Raw genomic sequence first — 17,974 nt, forward strand, 5'->3', positions numbered from 1 at the left:
ACCACGCTCTGTTCGTCTCTCACAGTCGGTGTCCTTGTCCGCTCATAATGATGTCAACGGTTTCGGAGCGGCGGATCTTCCCGCCCACTGTCCGCGGCAGCCGCTCGAGCACATAGATGCGTCGGGGAACGAACTGCGGGGCCAGCCGAGCCCTCGCGTGTTCGAGCAGTGCCGCCTTGCCCGCGGGGAGTCCGGGCGAGCCGTCCGCGGCCGGCTCCGCCTCGGCGCCGCCTTCGATGACGAGTGCGATCACGCTGCCGAGGTTCGCGTCCTCGAGCGCGATCGCGACGACCTCGCCGAGGTGGGGAACGCTGTCGAAGGCCCGTTCGACCTCGGGCAGCGAGACCTTGTGCCCGCCGGTGACCGCGATGTCCCCGGCCCGACCGGCGAGCTGAAGGAGTCCGTTCACGATGCGTCCCTGATCATCGACGCTCGCCCAGCCGTCGGGTCCGCGCAGCACGGCGTCGGTGGTGCCGGCGACGTAGCCGTCCGAGCAGGCGGCGGCATCGATCCACAGGGTTCCGAGCTCACCTTCGGCCACCTCGGCGCCGGACTCATCACGGATCTGCGCACCGATCGTCGGGTAGACGTGGATCCAGGTCCCGTCGCCGTCGCGGCTGTCGCCGATGAAGCCGATCTCGGCGGCACCGTAGTAGCTGATGAGGCGGGTGTCGGGAAGGACGGCGGCGAGCGCCGAGCGGATGCTCGCGGGCAGATTGGCCCCGCCGGTGACGACGAGCTCGAGTCCGCGGAACCTCTCCCGGCTGCGGTCGGCCGCCTCGGCGAGGGCCTTGACGACGGCGGGGACGGCGACGATCCGAGTGATCGACTCGGCCGCGATCCGGGAGCCGATCGTGAAGGGGTCGAAGGCGTCGGCGACGTGGACGCTGCCGCCGGTGGCCAGGCTCTCGATGATGGCGTAGAGGGTGAGGCTGTAGGAGACCGGCCCGGGGGCCAGGGTCGCCACGCCCGGCAGCGGCTCGAGGTGGGCGGACGAGACGGCGACATTGTCCCGGTACTGCTGCCGGGTCTTGATGAAGGCCTTGGGGTTGCTCGTCGTGCCCGAGGAGAAGAGCATGAGGAAGGGTTCGCTCGCCGGCCGGACAGCCGGCGCCGGGGCCTGTGCGCCCTGACGGCGGACCCGGTCCTCCCGTTCGGCGAAGGCCGCCGGGCTGATCACGGTGCCGGTCCATCCGGTGTCGGACAGCGCCTCGGCCAGCGCGGACGAATCGCTGATGACGAGGCCGATCCCCGTCGTGCGGATGACTCCGATCTGATGGTCCAGCGGCCAGCGCGGGTCGATGGTCGCGGATACGGCGCGGAAGCCTGCGAGTCCGGCGATGAGGCGGGCGGTGAAGAACGCCGAGGCGGTGCTCACGGCCGTGATCGGGATTCCCCGGGTCTCGACGGCCGGCGTCGGCGGTTCGGGCTGCGCCCGGTGGAGGGAGTCGACGACGGCGAAGGAGACACGGGAGTCCTCGACCAGCTCTCCGTAGCTGAGCCGGTCCTCGGTGCCGACGAGGGCGAGCTGATCGGGGCGGTCGAGTGCCACATCGAGGATCGTCGACGTGATCGGCAAATCAGACCTCCAGAGTCCATGGCAATCGGAGCAGTCCGCGGCGAGGCACCCCCTCGAGCGGCGAAGCACTGCGTGGGTGCCGGGCCACCGCGGCGGCCATGTCCCACAGTACAGCGTGGTCGGGTTGTCGAGTCCGCCCGACCACTCACCTCGGGCGGGGACTCGGACTGGAACCGAGGTTCGGATACTTATGTGTATTCGGATACTGTGGTGTATCCTGATTTCATGATCGACTCCCCCACGCCCCGACTGACGCGTCGCGAGAGCCAGGAGCTCACCCGGCGACGACTGGTCGAATCGGCAGCCGAGCTCTTCGCCGCCCGCGGAGTGCGCGGCACCTCGCTCATAGCCGTCGCGGAACGAGCCGGATTCACCCGGGGCGCCGTCCACGGGAACTTCTCCGACAAGGACGAGCTCGCTGCGGCTGTCGTGCAGTTCGTCGTCGAGGATCTCGGTCCCGCGCTCGGCCGGGCCCTGGGCTCGCCGGGATCGACGAATGAGCGGCTGGCGGCCTATATCTCCACTCACATCGACTACTGCCGAGCCGAACCGACGCGGGCGGCGGCCATCATCGCCGCGGTCGGCTACCTCAGCAGACCGACCGCGGCGGCTTCCCAGGGCCAGCCCCATGGCTCCCAAGAGCCCTCTGCCTCCCAGGATCAGTCCTATAGTCAGCGGTCGGCCGATTCCGTCGCCGATCTCGTGGCCCTGTTCGAAGAGGGTCAGCGGCGCGGACAGATGCGCAGCTTCGATCCGACCACGATGGCTCTGTCCCTGCGCTCGGTCCTCGACGCGGCCGTACCCACCCACCCTGGCATCGAGGCGGACGAGATCATCGCGCTGTTCGACCACGCCACACGAGCCGAGGAGGCTTCATCATGACCTGGAATTTCCGCATCACCGTTCGCGGCCGCTTCTCCGAACTCGACGAGGACCAGCGCCGCAGCCTCCGTGCGGCCCAGGACGACCACGATATGCTCTCGGCGCGCTTCAGCCCGGAGGGCACGTTCCTCTACACGCCCGAACTCGTGAACTATCAGCACAGATTCCTCATCACCGGCGACGAGGCGGACCGCGACGACGCCGAGACCTTAGCGAACATCCGCGCCGAGGAGCTCTCGGCCGCCGACCTCGCCTCTCGCGGACTCGACGGCCGCACCATCAGCGTCTCCGCGGTGTGCGTCGAAGATATCAAGGTACGACCGGGGGTCCGCCGATGAGCTCAGACAACCCGGGCCAGGATTCCGCAGGTGCGCCCGACCGAGGGGCCGGTTCGCCGCACCAGGGGGAGGACTCACCGCACCGGGAAGGTCCGCCGCACCTCGAGGCCGCTCTGGCTCTGGCCCGGGCGAAGAGCTCTCTCGACACCGCGATCGGGACCATGCTCTCCCGAGTGGGACTCAGCCTCGAGGACCTCCGCCGGCTGCGTCTCATCGGCGCGCGGCCACAGGGACTGGGCCGCGAGGACCTCGCCGAGGCGATGGGCGAACCCCGCTCGCATGCCGTGCGCTCCAGCCTGCCGCTGGTCAAGCTCGGGTGGCTCTCACGTGCCGAATCCGGCGAGTTCGCCCTCACCGACAGCGGCCGAGCCCTCATCGACCAGGCCGAAGGTCTCGCCGAGAAGGCGGCCGGCCGCTGGTTCACCGACTCGGGTCTCAGTCCGACAGACGTGATCGCGGCCCTGACCTCGGACCATTCGGCTCAGGCCCGGCCGATGTGAGACGCCCGGCCTCTGCGGGACCCCGGCTGAGCCCTGAGTCCTCCCCTTGCTGCACCCGGAGGCAGATGAACGCGGCAGCGACCATGGCCAGACCGGCCGCGGCCATGAGCACACCGGTGTCGACCTAGTGCAGGGCGGCGAAGACCGCCACACCCACAGCTCCTCCGAGGTTGCGTGCGGTGCTTCCCGCACCCGAGGCGAATCCCGGCCTCTCCGGCAGGGCGTGCATGGCCGCTGCCACGATCGCGGGCATGAGGACCCCGACGCCGATCGCCCACACGACCAGGGTCAGCGACAGCCCCCACAGGCTCGGCCCGGAAACCGTCAGCCCCATCAGACCGAGACCCACTCCGGCCACGATGAGCCCGAGCGCACTGGTCCTCCACACGCCGAGGCGGTTGCTGATCGTCCCCGACAGCGCCCCGAAGAACGGCAGCGGGACCAGTGCCGGCAGTGTGGCCAGTCCGGCCTGGAACGGACTCAGTCCTCGAACGTCCTGGAAGTGCTGGGTGAGGAGGAACAGGGTGCCGAGGACGCAGAAGTTCAGCAGTCCCGCGACGAGGCAGGCCAGCGCGAGCCTGATGCGCGACGGATGGGACGACTCGGACCGTCCGGTCTCCCGGGCCGCGTCACCGCTGCCCGGGACCAGCCTCGGCGAGGCCGGGTGATGGACGATGATCGGGACGAGGGCGGCGACGATGATCGGCAGGTTGAGCCAGAAGACCGCCCTCCAGCTGCCGAGGTCGACGAGCAGCCCTCCCAACAGCGGGCCCAGCGGAAGGGCGATCCCGCCCAGGGCCGCCCAGAGGCCGACGAGCCTGCTGCGCTCCCGGTCGTCGACCGCCGATTCGGAGAGCATCGCCAGGGTCCCGGCCATCGTCGCAGCCGCCCCCACCCCCTGGAGGGCACGGGCGGCGACGAGCAGCTCGATCGTCGGCGACAGAGAGCAGGCCAGGGACCCGAGGAAGAAGCAGAGGAATCCGAGCACCACGACCCGTCGGTGGCCCCACCGGTCGCCGCACACCCCGAACGGGAGCAGCAGCGCGGCCAGGACGAGGGTATAGGCGTTGACGACCCCGGCCATCCCCGACTGACCAGCTCGGAGGTCGGAGCCGATCTGCGGCAGAGCGACATTGACCACCGTCACGTCGAGGAGGACGAGGAAGTACCCGGCGCACAGGCCGAGGACGAGCGTTCTGGGCATCCGCCTGCCTCATTCGTCAGTTCGCTCAGCGGTCAGGGACGCCACAGACGCTATCGAGCGCCTCGATGAGAGTCGAGGTTCCGACGAACCTCAGACTCGGTGCCCGCAAAAGCCCGGTCCTGTGTCTGCCGGTGGCGATGGAACCGGCTGCAGAAGTGTCGAAACAACGACGGAGCGCCGAGGCAACGGTGCGCACACCGCTGTCTCGACGCTCCACCGTGGTCGCGGCGAAATGCCGGCGGAAAACCAGCCGGCTGGCTCAGGCCAGATCAGTCGGCCACGTAGTACATGCGCTTGTTGACGAACTCGTCCATGCCGTAGGGGCCGAGCTCGCGGCCGAAGCCCGAGCGCTTGGTCCCGCCGAAGGGGATCTCCGCGCCCTCACCGGCGGGGGTGTTGACGTTCGACATGCCCACATCGAGGCGCTGGGCGAGCTTGGCCGCACGCTCGGGATCCTTGGCGAACACGGCGCCGCCGAGGCCGAAGCGCGAGTCATTGGCCAGAGCCAGCGCTTCGTCGTCGCTGGTGACCTTGTACACGGTCGCCACGGGGCCGAAGAGCTCCTCGCGGTAGGCGTCCATGTCCGAGGTCACCCCGGTGAGCACGGCCGGCGTGACATAGGCCGAACCGTCGGTGGCCAGTTCGCCGCCGACGAGGGTCGCACCCTGTTCGACGGCGCGGTCGAGCTGCTTGCGCAGGTTCTCGGCAGCACCGCGCGAGGACAGCGGCGAGTACTTGCCGTCGCCCGCCTCGGCGGGGGTGCCCTTCTCCCATTCCTGGGCGCGCTTGGTCAGCCCGGACACGAACTCGTCGTAGATGTCGTCCATGACGATCATGCGCTTGTTCGCATTGCAGACCTGGCCGGTGTTGTACATCCGGGTGCCCCAGGCGGTGTCGACGGCCTCGTCCATGTCATCGGTGTCGAGCACGATGTAGGGATCGGAGCCGCCGAGCTCGAGCACGGCCTTCTTCAGATGCTTGCCGGCGGTCGCGGCCACCGCCGAGCCGGCCCGCTCGGAACCGGTCAGGGACACACCCTCGAGGCGGTCGTCGGCGATGATGGTCTCGACCTGCTCATGCGTGGCGTAGACGTTGTTGTACACGCCCTCGGGGATTCCGCCTTCCTTCATCAGCTCGGCGATCTTCGCCGAGGAGCGGGGGCAGATCTCCGCGTGCTTGAGGATGATCGTGTTGCCGAGCACGAGGTTCGGCGCCGCGAAGCGAGCGACCTGGTAGTACGGGAAGTTCCAGGGCATGATGCCCAGCAGCGGACCGACCGGGCGACGCTGGATGAAGGCCTTGCCGCCCGAGAACGACTCGATCGGCTCATCGGCGGCGAACTTCGGTCCGCGGTCGGCGTAGTAGTTGAAGATCGCTTCGCAGAACTCGGCTTCCTCGACGCCCTCGGCGATGGGCTTGCCCATCTCCTCGGCGATGATCGCCGCGAGCTCGTCCTTGCGCTCGCCGAACAGGGCCGCGACCTTGTTGACGATGGCCGCGCGCTCCTCGATGGTCTTGTCCCGCCAGCTCAGGTAGCCCTTGTGAGCGGCATCGAGGACCTGATCGATCTGCTCATCCGTGGCGTAGTCGAACTTCTCGACGACTTCACCGGTGGCCGGGTTCTCGACGCGGTAGCCGCCTGCAGCACTGCCTACATTGCTCATTCCAGACTCCTTCGACTCGGGCACCTGTTGGCGCCGCTTAAGCAATTGCACACCTGTTCACCGCCTCGATCGACGGATTGCGTATGCCTGCTTCACACGCTATCAATCCGTGACGTATGCAACAAGGGCCGGAACCTGGGGGAATCCTCAGTCTCGAGTCGGCCTCGGAGCCACCGCCGAGGCTGTGCGGATTCCGAACCAGTGACAACGGTTTCCGCACAGCCGTCTCGGCTGCCGGGCTCAGTCGAAGCGACGGGAGGAGCCGACCTCGTCGCCGGCCTTCCACTCCGACCAGCCGGGCTGGTCGATCATGAAGGACTCGATCGTGTCCTTGTCCGCGCGCAGGTGCGGATCGTGCTTGAGGTAGTGCTTCGTCTCCCGGGCGATGAGACCGGAGAGGATGAGGATGCCCAGCAGGTTCGGCAGCGCCATGAGTCCGTTCATCACGTCCGAGAAGTTCCAGATCGGTTCGAGTTCGGTGGTGCAGCCGATGAACACGACGAGGGAGAAGATGATCCGGAACGGCAGCACGCCGCGACGTCCGACGAGGCGCTCGACGTTCCGGTCGCCGTAGTAGGACCAGCCGAGCAGCGTGGAGAAGGCGAAGAGGACGATGCCGATGGTGACCACCCAGTGGCCCCACTCGCCCGGCAGCCCGTGCGAGAAGGCCTCGCCGGTCATCAGCGCCGCGCTGATCTGCTCACCGGTGGCCGGGTCGACCTCGTTCCAGGTGCCGGTGGCGATGATCGTCAGTCCGGTGAAGCTGACGACGATGATCGTGTCGATGAATGTCTGCGTCATCGACACCAGGCCCTGACGGACGGGGTGGGTGGTCTGGGCGGCGGCGGCTGCGATCGGTGCCGAACCGAGGCCCGACTCGTTCGAGAACAGGCCGCGGGCCACGCCCATCTGGACGACGACGATGATCGCCGATCCGGCGAAGCCGCCGACGGCGGAGGTGCCGGTGAATGCCTCGGTGAAGATCTGCGCGAAGGCCGACGGCAGGACGTCGAGGTTCGCGATGAGGATGTAGATGGCGCCGAGGACGTAGAAGACGATCATGATCGGGACCAGTCCGGCCGTGACCCGCCCGATCGACTTGATGCCGCCGATGAGCACGACGAGGGTGAGCACCGTGAGCACCGCCCCGGTGATCCAGGCCGGGATCGACCAGCTCGACTCGACGTTGGCCGCGATCGAGTTGCCCTGGGTCATATTGCCGATGCCGAAGCACGCGAGGACGGCGAAGATCGCGAACATGAGGCCGAGCACCTTGCCCAGCGGCCCCTTGATTCCGTGCTCGAGGTAGAACTGGGGTCCGCCGGACTTCTCACCGGCCTCGTCCGTGCGGCGGAAGCGCACCGCGAGGAATCCCTCCGCGTACTTCGTCACCATGCCGAGCAGACCGGTCATCCACATCCAGAACAGCGCTCCGGGGCCGCCGACGCCGATGGCGGTGGCCACGCCGACGATGTTGCCGGTGCCGACGGTCGCAGCCAGCGCCGTCGTCAGCGCCTGGAACTGCGAGATGTCGCCCTCGGATCCGGCGTCCTTGCGCTTGAGCAGGCCCAGGCTCAGCGCGGGCAGCAGCTTGGTGAACTGCAGACCCCCGAGCCGGATCGTCAGGTAGAGTCCGGTGCCCAGCAGCAGGGGGATGAGCAGGAACGGACCCCAGACGAATCCGCTGATCGTATCGAAGAATTCGGCGACAGCATCCATAGACGTCACTTCACTTTCCAACGTCGGCTACGACGTGACTCAGATCATTGTTCGGAACGTTTTCTGACTGTACCCCATGAATACCCTGAAAGAACCACATTCATACTGCGCCTGTCGTGCGCGCGTTCAGCGACCCCTCGTCCGCGGTTTCACGGACCCTCGTCCGCGCTCTCCGCCGCTGCTCCGAGCAGGGTCTCAGCGTCCCACGAGGTCGAGGGCGCTGCCGACGATCGAGGCCGCGTCGATGCCGTGGATGGCATGGGCCTGACTCACCGAGGAAGCCTGACCGAAATCGCTGACACCGAGGTTGCGGATGCGGTCGCCGCGGACCCCGGCGAGGAAGGCCAGAGTGTGCGGGTGACCGTCGAGCACGGTCACCAGCGGGGCCGGATGGGCGGCGGGGAACAGCTCGTCGGCGATGGCCGAACGGCTGCTCGCGCTCACCTTCGACCGCTCCTGGACGGCCCGGAAGATCTTCGCCGGCGAGCTCAGGCACACGATGCCCGCCCGCACCCCGAGGGACTCGAGCCGGGCCGCGGCCTCGATGACCTCGGTCATGATCGCTCCCGCGCCGACGAGCGTGACCTCGTCGTCTGCGGCCGGGCGGGCGGACAGCCGGTAGCCGCCGGCGATGACCTGCTCACGGCGTCGGGCGCGCAGCAGACCGTCGGCCGGAACCGCGGCCAGCTCCTGCTCAACCGGTCGCGTCGTCAGCCGGAAGTAGGCGGATTCGCCGTCCGGGTCGGCGAGTTCGCGCAGGGCCTCGAGCAGCGTCCATTCGAGGTCCTGGGCGAAGGCCGGCTCCCAGCTGGTCAGGCCCGGGATCTCGAGGGTCACCGAGGGTGTGTTGAAGGACTGATGCGCCCCGCCCTCGGGGGCCAGCGTCACTCCGGAGGGAGTGCCGACCATGATCGATCGTCCCCCGGCGTAGAGGCTGAAGGTCCACGGCTCGAGCGCACGGTTGATGAACGGATCGTAGATCGTCGCGATCGGCAGCAGCGGCTGGCCCCATCGCGAACCGGTCGAGCCGAGCTCGCTGGCCAGCGACACGAGGTTGATCTCGGCGATGCCGAGTTCGATGTGCTGACCGCCGGCCCCCTCCTGCCAGCGCAGCACCCGCTCCCGATCGTCGGAGAACCAGTCCTCGCGCCCGGCCGGCGACCAGATCCCGGTCTTGTTGATCCACCCGCCGAGGTTGGTCGACGTCGCCACGTCCGGTGAGACGGTCACGACCCGGCGGGCCACCTCGGGGGCGACGTGCTTGAGATCGGACAGGAACCGGCCCAGCGCCGCCTGGGTGGAGATCACGGCCTTCGGGGTGAAGCCGAGCTCGGCGGGCACCTCGGCGACGGTGTGGGTCTCGTGACCGTCCCGCCGCAGGCGCTGCGCGGTCTCGGCACACAGCCTGCCCGCCGCGGTGTCGGGGTCGAAGGCGGCCCAGGGATCCTCGAGATCCGTGCCCGAGGCGGCGGCGAGGTCGCGCATCTGCGCTTCGGTCAGCTGGGCGGCGTGGTTGCCCGGGTGCCCCTCGGTGGCCAGCCCCTTGCCCTTGATCGTATAGGCGAAGACGACGCTCGGCCGGGAGTCGTCGATGGCCTCGAACGTCGAGATGAGCTGGCCGAGGTCGTGGCCGCCGAGGTCGCGGATGAGGCTGGCCAGCGCATCGGCGTCGAAATCGTCGATGACGGCCCGCAGCCCGGCCGCCTCGGTCTCGGACAGGCCGGCGAGCAGACGGTCGTGGACCTCGCTCGGGTGGGCGCGCAGCAGCCGCTGGTACTCGGGGTTGGGCATCTTCACGAGCCGGTCCTTCAGCGCCTGCCCGCCGGGGGCGGCGAAGACCGCTTCGAGCCGGCGTCCCCAGGGGCATGTGAGCACCTGCCAGCCGGCGGCTTCGAACATGCCCTGGAGGCGCTTGATCTGCACATCGGGGATGACTCGGTCGAGCGACTGCCGGTTGAGGTCGACGATCCACACGATCTCGCCGAGCGTGCGCACCTCCGGATCGATGATCGCCTCCCACACGGCTCCCTCGTCCATCTCCGCATCGCCGAGCAGGGAGTAGAAGCGCCCGGCCCGAGGTGTCTCGGGGAAGCGGTCGGAGACGTAGCGGTGGGACAGTGCGGCCCAGATCGGGGCGGTCGCGCCGATGCCCACCGAACCGGTGGAGAAGTCGACGGTGTCCGGATCCTTCGTCCGGGACGGGTAGGGCTGGAGGCCGCCGTACGAGCGCAGCGTGTCGAGGTGGGCGACGTCGAGGTCTCCGAGCAGGTAGTTGATCGCGTGGAGCACCGGCGAGGCGTGGGGTTTGACCGAGACCCGGTCGATCGAGCGCAGAGTCGAAAACCACAGGGCGGTCATGATCCCGGTCATCGAGGCCGAGGACGACTGGTGCCCTCCGACCTTGACCCCGTCCGGGTTCGTCCGGCCGCGGTTGGCTCGGTCGATGATCGACGTCGCCAACCACAGCACCCGCTGCGCGATCTCGTCGAGGACCTCGTCCGTGCCCGAGGCCGAGGCCCGCAGCGGACGGTCGTTCCGTCCGGGCGGGCTGACCTGGGTCGATGTTTCGAACTGGTGGAGCTCTTCATCATGGGCGGGCTGGGCGTTCATCCTCTTCGGTCCTTGCTCTTCGTTCGGGCTCTCGGTTCGGGTCTCAGAAGATCGAGCTGTAGGCGTTGAGCGCCAGCTGTCCGCCGAGGTGGGCGTAGAGGACCGTGGAGTCCCGTTCGATGGCGCCGTTGCCGACGAGGTCGAGCAGTCCGGCCATCGACTTGCCCTCGTAGACGGGGTCGAGGATGACGCCCTCGAGCCGTGCGGTGGTGCGGATGGCCTCGACCGTCGACTCCTCGGGGATTCCGTAGGCCGGGCCTGCCCAGCCGGAGCGGATGTCGACCTCGGCGTCGGTGATCTCGCGGCCGAGCCCGATGTGCTCGGCGGTGGTGTTCGCGATCCGCTTGACCTGCGCGTGCGTCTTCTCCGGCGTTGCTGAGGCGTCGATGCCGATGACCTTGCGGGGTCGGCCCCCGGCGGCCTCGAGGGCGGCGAAGCCGGCGATCATTCCCGCGTGGGTCGATCCCGTCACCGTGCACACGACGATGGTGTCGAAGAAGACGCCGAGCTCCCTCTCCTGCTCGGCGACTTCATACGCCCAGTTCGCAAATCCGAGGCCTCCGAACTTGTGCTCCGAGGCTCCGGCCGGGATCGGGTACGGCTTCCCTCCGGCCTCCTCGACCTCGGCCAGGGCGTTCTCCCAGCTCGAGCGGATGCCGATGTCGAAGCCCGCCGAATTGAGACGGACATCGGCGCCCATGATGCGCGAGAGCTCGATATTGCCGACCTTGTCGTTGCCCGGATCATCCCAATCGACCCAGCGCTCCTGCACGAGGCGGGCCTTGAGACCGAGGTGGGCGGCCACAGCCGCGACCTGGCGGGTGTGGTTGGACTGGTAGCCGCCGATCGAGACGAGGGTGTCCGCGCCCGAGGCGAGGATGTCGGGAACGATGTACTCGAGCTTGCGCGTCTTGTTCCCACCGAAGGCGAGACCGGAGTTGACGTCCTCGCGCTTGGCCCACACCCGGGCCCCGCCGAGGGTCTCGCTCAGTCGCTCCAGTGCGTGCACGGGGCTGGGTCCGAAGGTGAGCGGGTAGCGCTCGAAGTCCGTGATGGCCATGGGGTCCTCTGTTCTCTCGATATGTGCTGGATCACACCCTGCGGTATGCAATATATTACATACCGGTCAGGACTACAATGGGTTCGACACCGCGTCCCGAACGTCGGGACCACGCTGAGAGGAGAGGGACCGAAGCATGCCGATTCCGACCGATACCCCGGTCCCGCACCGCACCCTGCTTCGCGATGATGTCTATCGCTCGATCCGCGATGCCATCGTCCGCGGGCAGCTGGCCCCCGGTGAGCAGCTGCGGGACCAGGAGCTCGGCGAGTGGCTGCAGGTCTCGCGCACCCCCGTGAGGGAGGCGTTGCAGCGTCTGGCGCAGGCCGGGCTCGTCGTCGCTCAGCCGGGGAGGATGACCCGTGTGGCTCCGGAGAATCCCGAACTCATCCGCAGCGCCCGCCAGATCGCCGCCGAACTCCATGCCCTGGCCATGGATCTCGCCTTCCCCCGCCTCGACGAGACCGCGGCCAACGAGATGGAGGCGGCGAACTCCCGCCTGCGGAGCGCCCTGAAATCCGGGGACGCCGAGGCGGCCATCACCGCCGATGACGACTTCCACAAGGTGGCCCTGGCCCGCAGCGGCAACCCCCTCATCCCCGATCACCTCGAGGTCGTCACGGCCACCCTGCGACGCACCGAGTATCTGCACTTCGATTCGGTCAAGGGCTCCGCCTCCCCCGATCAGCACGTGGAGATCATCGCCGCCGTGCGCTCCGACGACCGCGACCGGGCTGCGGAGCTGACGCGGCAGAACTGGACGGCCCTCGCCGGGTGAACCCGCTTCCTGCTTGACGAGGCGTCCCACCTGATGGGCCCCTCCTGACGCCATCTGATGGGCCCCTCCTGACGATGGGTCCCGACACCCCGGTGCGGCTGCGGATTCCTCAGGCGCTCAGCTCCTTCACCGCCGAGGCGAGCACCTCGATCCCGGCCGCGCAGTCCTCGGGAGTCGAGTACTCGCGCGGGTTGTGACTGATCCCCTGGTGCTGCCCGCGGACGAAGACCATGGCCGCCGGGGCGATCGCGGCCATCTCCTGGGCATCGTGTCCGGCTCCGGACATGATCCGCATCGAGTCGTACCCGCGATCCTTGGCCGCGGTCTCGATGGTGTCCTGCACCGCCTCGCTGAAGGGCACGGCCTTCGTCCTGGCCATCTGCGCGGTCTCGACCCGCAGTCCTGGCTGACTCGTCGGCAGCCGGTCGAGGAATTCCGCGAGATCCGCCTCGGCACGGGCCATGTCCTCGTCATCGGGATTGCGCAGGTCGACGGTGATCTCGGCCCGATCGGGCACGACGCTGGGCAGGCCCGGTGAGGCCTCGATGTGCCCGACGGTCGCGCGCAGGCGCCCGTAGGCACCCGAATCGACCATGCGACGGACCTCGACGATGATCTGCGCGGCGGCCAGCCCCGCGTCGATGCGCAGCTCGGTGGGGGTGGTGCCGGCATGGGCGGCGCGGCCGTGGAGGGTGACCTTCTGCCAGGAGATCGACTGGACGCCGGTGACGACGCCGATCTGCCGGTCCTCCTGGGCCAGCACGGGCCCCTGCTCGATATGGCATTCGAGGTAGGCGTGCGGCGGGTCGAGGCGGACCGGGCGCTCACCCTTGAACCCGATGCGCTCGAGCTCGTCGCCGAGCCGGTGGCCCTCGGCATCGGTGAGCCCATAGGCATGGTCGAGACTCAGCCGTCCGGCGGCCACCGCGGAGCCGAGCATGTCCGTGCCGAACCGGACTCCCTCCTCCTCCGTCCAGGCCGCGACGACGATCGGACGGCGGGGACGCAGCCCCGCCTCGTCGAAGGACCGGAGGACGGCGAGCCCGCCGAGGACGCCGAGGCACCCGTCGAAGGCACCGGCGGTGGCCACGGTGTCGATGTGCGAGCCGATGAGGACCGGGGCGAGTTCGGGATCCTGCCCTTCTCTGCGTCCGAAGATCGTGCCCATCTCATCGACGGTGATCCCGAGGTCGAGCTCCTCCATCCACGAAAGCAGCAGTTCGCGACCGGCCCGGTCCTCATCTGTCAGCGACTGGCGGTTGACACCGACGAGGCCGGTCGCCTCATCGTCATAGGCGCCGATCGCGGCGAGCTCCATGAGATCGCTCCACAGGCGATCTGCGTCGATGGTCAGTTCCGGGGTCGTATCGGTGACACTCATCAGGGGTCCTCTCACTGTGCGCTGTTGTCGATGGCGCAGCCGTTCACTTGCGCTCGAATCGAGACTATGGCCCGCAACCCATGAGATCGATAGACTGTTCCCCACTACTACTCATGAAATCTACTCATGAATCGTCGCGGAATGTCGTGGAATCGGGGATCGATGTACAGCCTCAAACGGCTTCGCCTCCTGCGAGAGGTCAGCACTCGGGGAAGCCTGGCCGCGGCCGCGGCCGCTCTGGGACAGGACCCGTCCTCGGTCTCGCACCAGCTCAAGGCCTTGGAAGCCGAGGTCGGGGCTCCCCTGCTCGAACGCGTGGGCCGCGGCGTCCGCCTGACCGAAGAGGCCCTGATCCTCGTCACCCGCACCGAGGCGGTCCTCAGTGAGCTCGAAGCCGCAGAGGCGGAGATCGCCGCGGCTCGGCACGAGGTGTCCGGCACGGTGCGCATCGCTGCCTTCCAGACCGCTCTGCACACGATCGTTCCCGGTGCGCTGGCGCGCCTGAACCGCGATCATCCCGATCTCACGGTCGAGACGACCCACATCAGGGCCGAAGACGGGATCCCGTCCCTGCTCTCCCGCGATTTCGATCTCGTCATCGAGGAGAACTATCCCTCCCGGCCGGCGCGTCGGGCAGAAGGTGTCGAGACCGAGACCCTCGGTGACGATGAGCTCTGCCTGATCACGCCCGCCGCAGGCCGGGAGCTCGCCGCATCCGGTCCCTCGCTGGCCGAGTGCGCCCACCATTCGTGGGCCATGGAACCCGCCGACACCCATGCCGGACACTGGTCGCGGGCAGAGTGCCGACGGGCAGGCTTCGAGCCGGATGTGACCACCGAATCCTCTGATGTCGTCTTCCTCGTCCGGCTCGTCGCCTCAGGACTCGCCTCGGCGCTGGTGCCCCGACTCGCGCTGCACGCGGCGGCGATGAGCACGGGAACCGAGCCGACCGAGGTCGCGATCGGTCGCCTGCCCGAACCGGCGAATCGACGCATCTCCACGGCCATTCGCCGAGGCAGTGCACGCACTCCGCGCATCATCGCCCTGCGCGACGCGCTGAGAGCGAAATTCTTTCGCCCCTGACCCAGGACGCCTCGTCCGAGTCGACCGGAGGCGTCGAAGAATCCACGTCCACGCTGTGACCAGGAATGATTCCCGAGCGTCGATGACGACAAGGCGTCTTCTGTCGAAGAGGAGTAAGGTTCCGAGCACAACGGCGTCGAAACGACATCGGGAAAATGTGTTGACGCGAAAACTTCGGGCGCGATACCGTCTAGTAACACCCCGTAGTAACTTACGTCACACGAGTGACGTCGGCACAGGTGCCGGCGTCCGAGGAGGATCAATGAAGTTCCGGAATCCCAGTCTCATCCGCAGGCTCTGCTCATCCCACGCCGGCCGCATCGCACTGGTGGCGGTACCCACCGGTGTCGTGTCGGCCATGCTCATGGGCGGGGTCGCTCAGGGGGCGGTGCCGGTCTCGTTCGCAGTCTCGGGCACGCAGTTCCAGATCACCTCATCGCAGCTGGAAGGGACCGGATTCTCCCAGTACAGCGGGATCGCCAAGGACGCCGAGGGCGGCAAGCACTCCGTGGTGACCGCCAACATCAAGGACGCCACGCTCGAGAACCTCTGCCAGTCGGCAGTCACCGAGACCCCTGTGGGCAAGGTGGGCGTCCTCATCAAGGCCGGCGGCGAGGGAGAGCCGGCCTCGGCGAAGGACCTGAAGATCGGCATGACCGGGCTCAAGGGCGACGCCGAGTTCGAGAACATCCGCATCGGTGTCGACGCCTCCGACGTCAACACCAAGTCCAAGGGCTCCAAGGGCGACTTCGCCCAGGACTCGGACACGATCTCGATCAAGGACCTCGAGCAGGATTCGTGGAGCACGACCGCTTCGGTCTTCACCCTCAAGGACATGTCGCTGAAGCTCACTGACGGATCCGAGACGTGCTTCTGATGAGGGAGACAGCAGCCGACATGCACACGACCGGCGAACGCGGTCCCGAGCAGGAGGCCACTGCGGAGCGGACCAGCCTGCTGGCGCTGTCACGGCGCAGCCGTCGTGCCAGTGAGCAGCGGAAGCACCGCGAGTCCGATGCCGAGACGGCCGAGTTCGATGCCATGGCAGCCGAGGAAGACGAGACCGCCGAGTTCGACTCGACGGCGTCCGATACCGCAGCGTCCGATGCCGCGGCTGCGCCCGCCGACTCCGCGGCGGTCGACTCCACGGCCACTGAGGCGGCCGACCGCGGCGGCAAGCGCCGTCGCTTCAAGCACTGGCGGCGGCAGCGTCCCTTCATCGGCGGGGTGCTGATGGCTCTCGGTGGGATCGAGCTCTTCTTCTCCGGCCAGCTGGACATGGGCAATCTGCAGATCCAGTTCGGCATCGAAGGGCTGCAGGCCACGATCATTCCGATCGCGCTCCTCGCGCTCGGGATCTCTGTGATCTTCAGGCCGACGCACCACATCTTCTACGGGATCATCGCGCTCGTCCTCGCGGTCTATTCGCTCATCGGGGTCAACCTCGGCGGGTTCCTCCTCGGCATGCTGCTGTCCACCATCGGGGCGATCCTCGTGGTCGCCTGGATGGGGCCGCGCGATCCAGCCTCCGATGCCTCTCACGCTCGGGCACCGGCTGCCGAGCGGAGAGGAGAGTCGAAACCGGCAGGCGAAGAGGACTCTGCATGAGGGCGCCCAGCCGCCGCACGGCATCACTCCTGGCGGCAGCTGCCCTCATCGTTCCTTCGACCCTGGGGGCAACAACGGTGACGGCCGCCCACTCGTCTCCGCTGTGCTCGCTGACCGGTTGCGACGAATCGGATGGTCCCGCGACCGGCAGCGGGCCGGCAGCGACGGTGTCGCCGGACGTGCCCACGAAGCCGACGGAGGAGCCTTCGCCGTCACCCACGGACGAACCGTCACCGACGGATGAGCCGTCAGAGGAGCCGAGCGATGAGCCGACGGATCCGGAGTCGCCGGAGCCCACCTCCCCCGGCGGGCTGGACACCGACGAACCCAGTGATGAGCCGCCCGAGGAGACCAACGGCGAATTCCCGGAGGACGCACAGCGTGATGAGAACGCGCCGATCTTCACGGAGCATCCGGCGGCCATGGGCTCGGAGTCGCTGTCGTTCGAGGGTCTGAGCGGCATCTCGTTCGTCTCCGTTCCCACGGCTGACGGCGGATCGGTCGTCACGCTGAAGATCCAGGCCGACGAGATCAAGATCTCCGGGTTCTCGCTGACCGTGCGTCCGCCCGATGAGGACCACGGGCTGGTGACCGAGGCCGACACGATGACCCTGAAGGGCGATGTCACGGTCTACATCGGTTCGATCACCGCCACGACGAAGGACGGGGACTCGCTGACCCTGGGTCCGGAGACGCCGCCACCGATGGACGACGTCGAACCGGGGCTGCTCCGGGTCACGATGGGCCTGGTCGGCACCACCGCCGATTCGATCAACTACACGAATACGGATCAGAAGCTCAAGGAGGCATGAAGAGCTCTGAGTACGGAGGCCGCGGGTGAGAACCCGCGGCCTTCTCTCGTCTTCGCTCCCTCGTCACCAGATGCGCAGCAACCGGCCGGGAGAGCGACCCCCCTGCCCTCGTTCAGGGCCCAGCGCACCATTCGAATCGCGCACCGTTCGATGAATGCGCTGGGCCTTGAACGAGCTCGGAAGCGACCGCTCACACGGCAGTCGCCTCGGTGTGCGGGCCTCCCGCAGCCGACCCGGTCGCACTCCCATCGGTCACGACCCGCTTCCGCAGGGCGAGGAAGAACAGGACGAGACTGACCGACAGCGCGATGTGGCCGAGTCCCGCGATGCCGGCGATCATGGCGTTGGACTCCTGGCCGAGCACGGTCAGCGAACCGTGCCAGACCATCATCCCGACGGTGAGGACGAGACCGGCGTTGTAGGTGATGAAGAACCACGAGAAGAGCTTCGTTCCGGACAGTCCGAACACCTTGTCCAGGGCCAGGACGAGGAGCAGGACGATGAAGCCGAGAGTCAGCAGGTGGGTGTGGACGACCGCGAGCTGCGTGAACTGCCCTTCGGGGAAGTCGTTGGCCTTGGTGAACTCCCGATAGAACAGTCCCGCGAGGACACCGATGATCATGTAGGCGAATGCCGCGTTGAATATCTTCTTCATGGTTCAAGCTCATCACCCGCGGCGAGCGCTTTCCTGACCCACAGGATTGAAGTCCGGACCCAACTTTCGATTGATGTTCGTCCTCACACCTCGACAGGCCC

General features: G+C 67.9%; 16 protein-coding genes. 8 read left to right on the top strand and 8 right to left on the bottom strand.

Annotated features, from left to right (window positions below; genetic code table 11):
• Nucleotides 1–19: 19 nt before the first annotated feature.
• Nucleotides 20–1,579, bottom strand: a complete 1,560-nt coding sequence (locus IG171_RS16130; protein WP_212128367.1) for a class I adenylate-forming enzyme family protein — start codon at nt 1,577–1,579, stop codon at nt 20–22.
• Between the two features lie 225 nt (nt 1,580–1,804).
• Here IG171_RS16130 and IG171_RS16135 point away from each other — a divergent pair, with 225 nt between their 5' ends.
• From IG171_RS16135 to IG171_RS16145, 3 genes are read left to right on the top strand one after another with little or no spacing between them, the layout of a single operon-like run.
• On the top strand, nt 1,805–2,461 hold the full coding sequence (locus IG171_RS16135) for a TetR/AcrR family transcriptional regulator (protein ID WP_212128368.1): 657 nt from the start codon (nt 1,805–1,807) through the stop codon (nt 2,459–2,461).
• Nucleotides 2,458–2,799: a DUF6204 family protein gene (locus tag IG171_RS16140; RefSeq protein ID WP_212128369.1), complete on the top strand. Its 342-nt coding sequence runs from the start codon at nt 2,458–2,460 to the stop codon at nt 2,797–2,799. The genes IG171_RS16135 and IG171_RS16140 overlap by 4 nt, the downstream gene beginning before the upstream one ends.
• Nucleotides 2,796–3,299, top strand: coding sequence for a hypothetical protein (locus tag IG171_RS16145; protein WP_212128370.1), 504 nt, complete (start codon nt 2,796–2,798; stop codon nt 3,297–3,299). The genes IG171_RS16140 and IG171_RS16145 overlap by 4 nt, the downstream gene beginning before the upstream one ends.
• Before the next feature lie 124 nt (nt 3,300–3,423).
• Here IG171_RS16145 and IG171_RS16150 read toward each other — a convergent pair whose 3' ends face one another.
• The 5 genes from IG171_RS16150 to IG171_RS16170 all read right to left on the bottom strand — a co-directional run bounded on the left by IG171_RS16150 (nt 3,424) and on the right by IG171_RS16170 (nt 11,556).
• Entirely contained in the window at nt 3,424–4,503 is a 1,080-nt protein-coding gene (locus tag IG171_RS16150) for an MFS transporter (protein WP_212128371.1), read from the bottom strand.
• A gap of 269 nt (nt 4,504–4,772) precedes the next feature.
• Entirely contained in the window at nt 4,773–6,167 is a 1,395-nt protein-coding gene (locus IG171_RS16155; RefSeq protein ID WP_212128372.1) for an NAD-dependent succinate-semialdehyde dehydrogenase, read from the bottom strand.
• Between the two features lie 240 nt (nt 6,168–6,407).
• Nucleotides 6,408–7,886, bottom strand: coding sequence for a sodium:alanine symporter family protein (locus IG171_RS16160; protein WP_212128373.1), 1,479 nt, complete (start codon nt 7,884–7,886; stop codon nt 6,408–6,410).
• A 195-nt stretch (nt 7,887–8,081) separates the two neighbouring features.
• On the bottom strand, nt 8,082–10,496 hold the full coding sequence (locus IG171_RS16165; RefSeq protein ID WP_212128374.1) for a pyruvate dehydrogenase: 2,415 nt from the start codon (nt 10,494–10,496) through the stop codon (nt 8,082–8,084).
• Between the two features lie 43 nt (nt 10,497–10,539).
• The gene (locus IG171_RS16170; protein ID WP_212128375.1) at nt 10,540–11,556 is read right to left on the bottom strand and encodes a 1-aminocyclopropane-1-carboxylate deaminase; all 1,017 of its coding nucleotides are present in this window, start codon (nt 11,554–11,556) and stop codon (nt 10,540–10,542) included.
• A 136-nt stretch (nt 11,557–11,692) separates the two neighbouring features.
• Here IG171_RS16170 and IG171_RS16175 point away from each other — a divergent pair, with 136 nt between their 5' ends.
• On the top strand, nt 11,693–12,334 hold the full coding sequence (locus IG171_RS16175; protein WP_212128376.1) for a GntR family transcriptional regulator: 642 nt from the start codon (nt 11,693–11,695) through the stop codon (nt 12,332–12,334).
• Nucleotides 12,335–12,443: 109 nt separating this feature from the next.
• On the opposite strand, the gene IG171_RS16180 is transcribed toward IG171_RS16175, so the two are convergent.
• A complete protein-coding gene (locus IG171_RS16180) occupies nt 12,444–13,715 on the bottom strand; it encodes a M20 family metallo-hydrolase (protein WP_212128377.1) in 1,272 nt (423 codons plus the stop codon).
• Between the two features lie 126 nt (nt 13,716–13,841).
• On the opposite strand from IG171_RS16180, the gene IG171_RS16185 reads away from it, so the two are divergent.
• From IG171_RS16185 to IG171_RS16200, 4 genes are all read left to right on the top strand, one after another.
• Complete coding sequence (locus tag IG171_RS16185; protein ID WP_212128378.1) at nt 13,842–14,798, top strand: LysR family transcriptional regulator; 957 nt, start codon at nt 13,842–13,844, stop codon at nt 14,796–14,798.
• Between the two features lie 262 nt (nt 14,799–15,060).
• Nucleotides 15,061–15,675 (top strand): DUF6230 family protein, encoded by a 615-nt coding sequence (locus tag IG171_RS16190; RefSeq protein WP_212128379.1) that lies wholly within the window; start codon nt 15,061–15,063, stop codon nt 15,673–15,675.
• On the top strand, nt 15,675–16,406 hold the full coding sequence (locus IG171_RS19175; protein WP_249203752.1) for a DUF6114 domain-containing protein: 732 nt from the start codon (nt 15,675–15,677) through the stop codon (nt 16,404–16,406). Before IG171_RS16190 ends, IG171_RS19175 begins: the two co-directional genes overlap by 1 nt.
• Nucleotides 16,403–17,218, top strand: a complete 816-nt coding sequence (locus IG171_RS16200; protein ID WP_212128380.1) for a hypothetical protein — start codon at nt 16,403–16,405, stop codon at nt 17,216–17,218. The genes IG171_RS19175 and IG171_RS16200 overlap by 4 nt, the downstream gene beginning before the upstream one ends.
• Nucleotides 17,219–17,408: 190 nt before the next feature.
• Here IG171_RS16200 and IG171_RS16205 read toward each other — a convergent pair whose 3' ends face one another.
• The gene (locus IG171_RS16205; RefSeq protein WP_212128381.1) at nt 17,409–17,873 is read right to left on the bottom strand and encodes a DUF2871 domain-containing protein; all 465 of its coding nucleotides are present in this window, start codon (nt 17,871–17,873) and stop codon (nt 17,409–17,411) included.
• Nucleotides 17,874–17,974: the final 101 nt, after the last annotated feature.

Origin of the sequence: Brevibacterium sp. SMBL_HHYL_HB1, from assembly GCF_018208375.1 — a bacterium.
Lineage (GTDB): Bacteria > Actinomycetota > Actinomycetes > Actinomycetales > Brevibacteriaceae > Brevibacterium > Brevibacterium intestinavium.

What these genes read in the sequence shown, in the direction of transcription:
- IG171_RS19175 (WP_249203752.1), top strand. Translation starts at nt 15,675, where the DNA reads ATGAGGGAGACAGCAGCCGACATGCACACGACCGGCGAACGCGGTCCC.
- IG171_RS16205 (WP_212128381.1), bottom strand. Translation starts at nt 17,873, where the DNA reads ATGAAGAAGATATTCAACGCGGCATTCGCCTACATGATCATCGGTGTC.
- IG171_RS16150 (WP_212128371.1), bottom strand. Translation starts at nt 4,503, where the DNA reads ATGCCCAGAACGCTCGTCCTCGGCCTGTGCGCCGGGTACTTCCTCGTC.
- IG171_RS16180 (WP_212128377.1), bottom strand. Translation starts at nt 13,715, where the DNA reads ATGAGTGTCACCGATACGACCCCGGAACTGACCATCGACGCAGATCGC.
- IG171_RS16175 (WP_212128376.1), top strand. Translation starts at nt 11,693, where the DNA reads ATGCCGATTCCGACCGATACCCCGGTCCCGCACCGCACCCTGCTTCGC.
- IG171_RS16200 (WP_212128380.1), top strand. Translation starts at nt 16,403, where the DNA reads ATGAGGGCGCCCAGCCGCCGCACGGCATCACTCCTGGCGGCAGCTGCC.
- IG171_RS16165 (WP_212128374.1), bottom strand. Translation starts at nt 10,496, where the DNA reads ATGAACGCCCAGCCCGCCCATGATGAAGAGCTCCACCAGTTCGAAACA.
- IG171_RS16185 (WP_212128378.1), top strand. Translation starts at nt 13,842, where the DNA reads ATGAATCGTCGCGGAATGTCGTGGAATCGGGGATCGATGTACAGCCTC.
- IG171_RS16190 (WP_212128379.1), top strand. Translation starts at nt 15,061, where the DNA reads ATGAAGTTCCGGAATCCCAGTCTCATCCGCAGGCTCTGCTCATCCCAC.
- IG171_RS16160 (WP_212128373.1), bottom strand. Translation starts at nt 7,886, where the DNA reads ATGGATGCTGTCGCCGAATTCTTCGATACGATCAGCGGATTCGTCTGG.
- IG171_RS16170 (WP_212128375.1), bottom strand. Translation starts at nt 11,556, where the DNA reads ATGGCCATCACGGACTTCGAGCGCTACCCGCTCACCTTCGGACCCAGC.
- IG171_RS16135 (WP_212128368.1), top strand. Translation starts at nt 1,805, where the DNA reads ATGATCGACTCCCCCACGCCCCGACTGACGCGTCGCGAGAGCCAGGAG.
- IG171_RS16155 (WP_212128372.1), bottom strand. Translation starts at nt 6,167, where the DNA reads ATGAGCAATGTAGGCAGTGCTGCAGGCGGCTACCGCGTCGAGAACCCG.
- IG171_RS16140 (WP_212128369.1), top strand. Translation starts at nt 2,458, where the DNA reads ATGACCTGGAATTTCCGCATCACCGTTCGCGGCCGCTTCTCCGAACTC.
- IG171_RS16145 (WP_212128370.1), top strand. Translation starts at nt 2,796, where the DNA reads ATGAGCTCAGACAACCCGGGCCAGGATTCCGCAGGTGCGCCCGACCGA.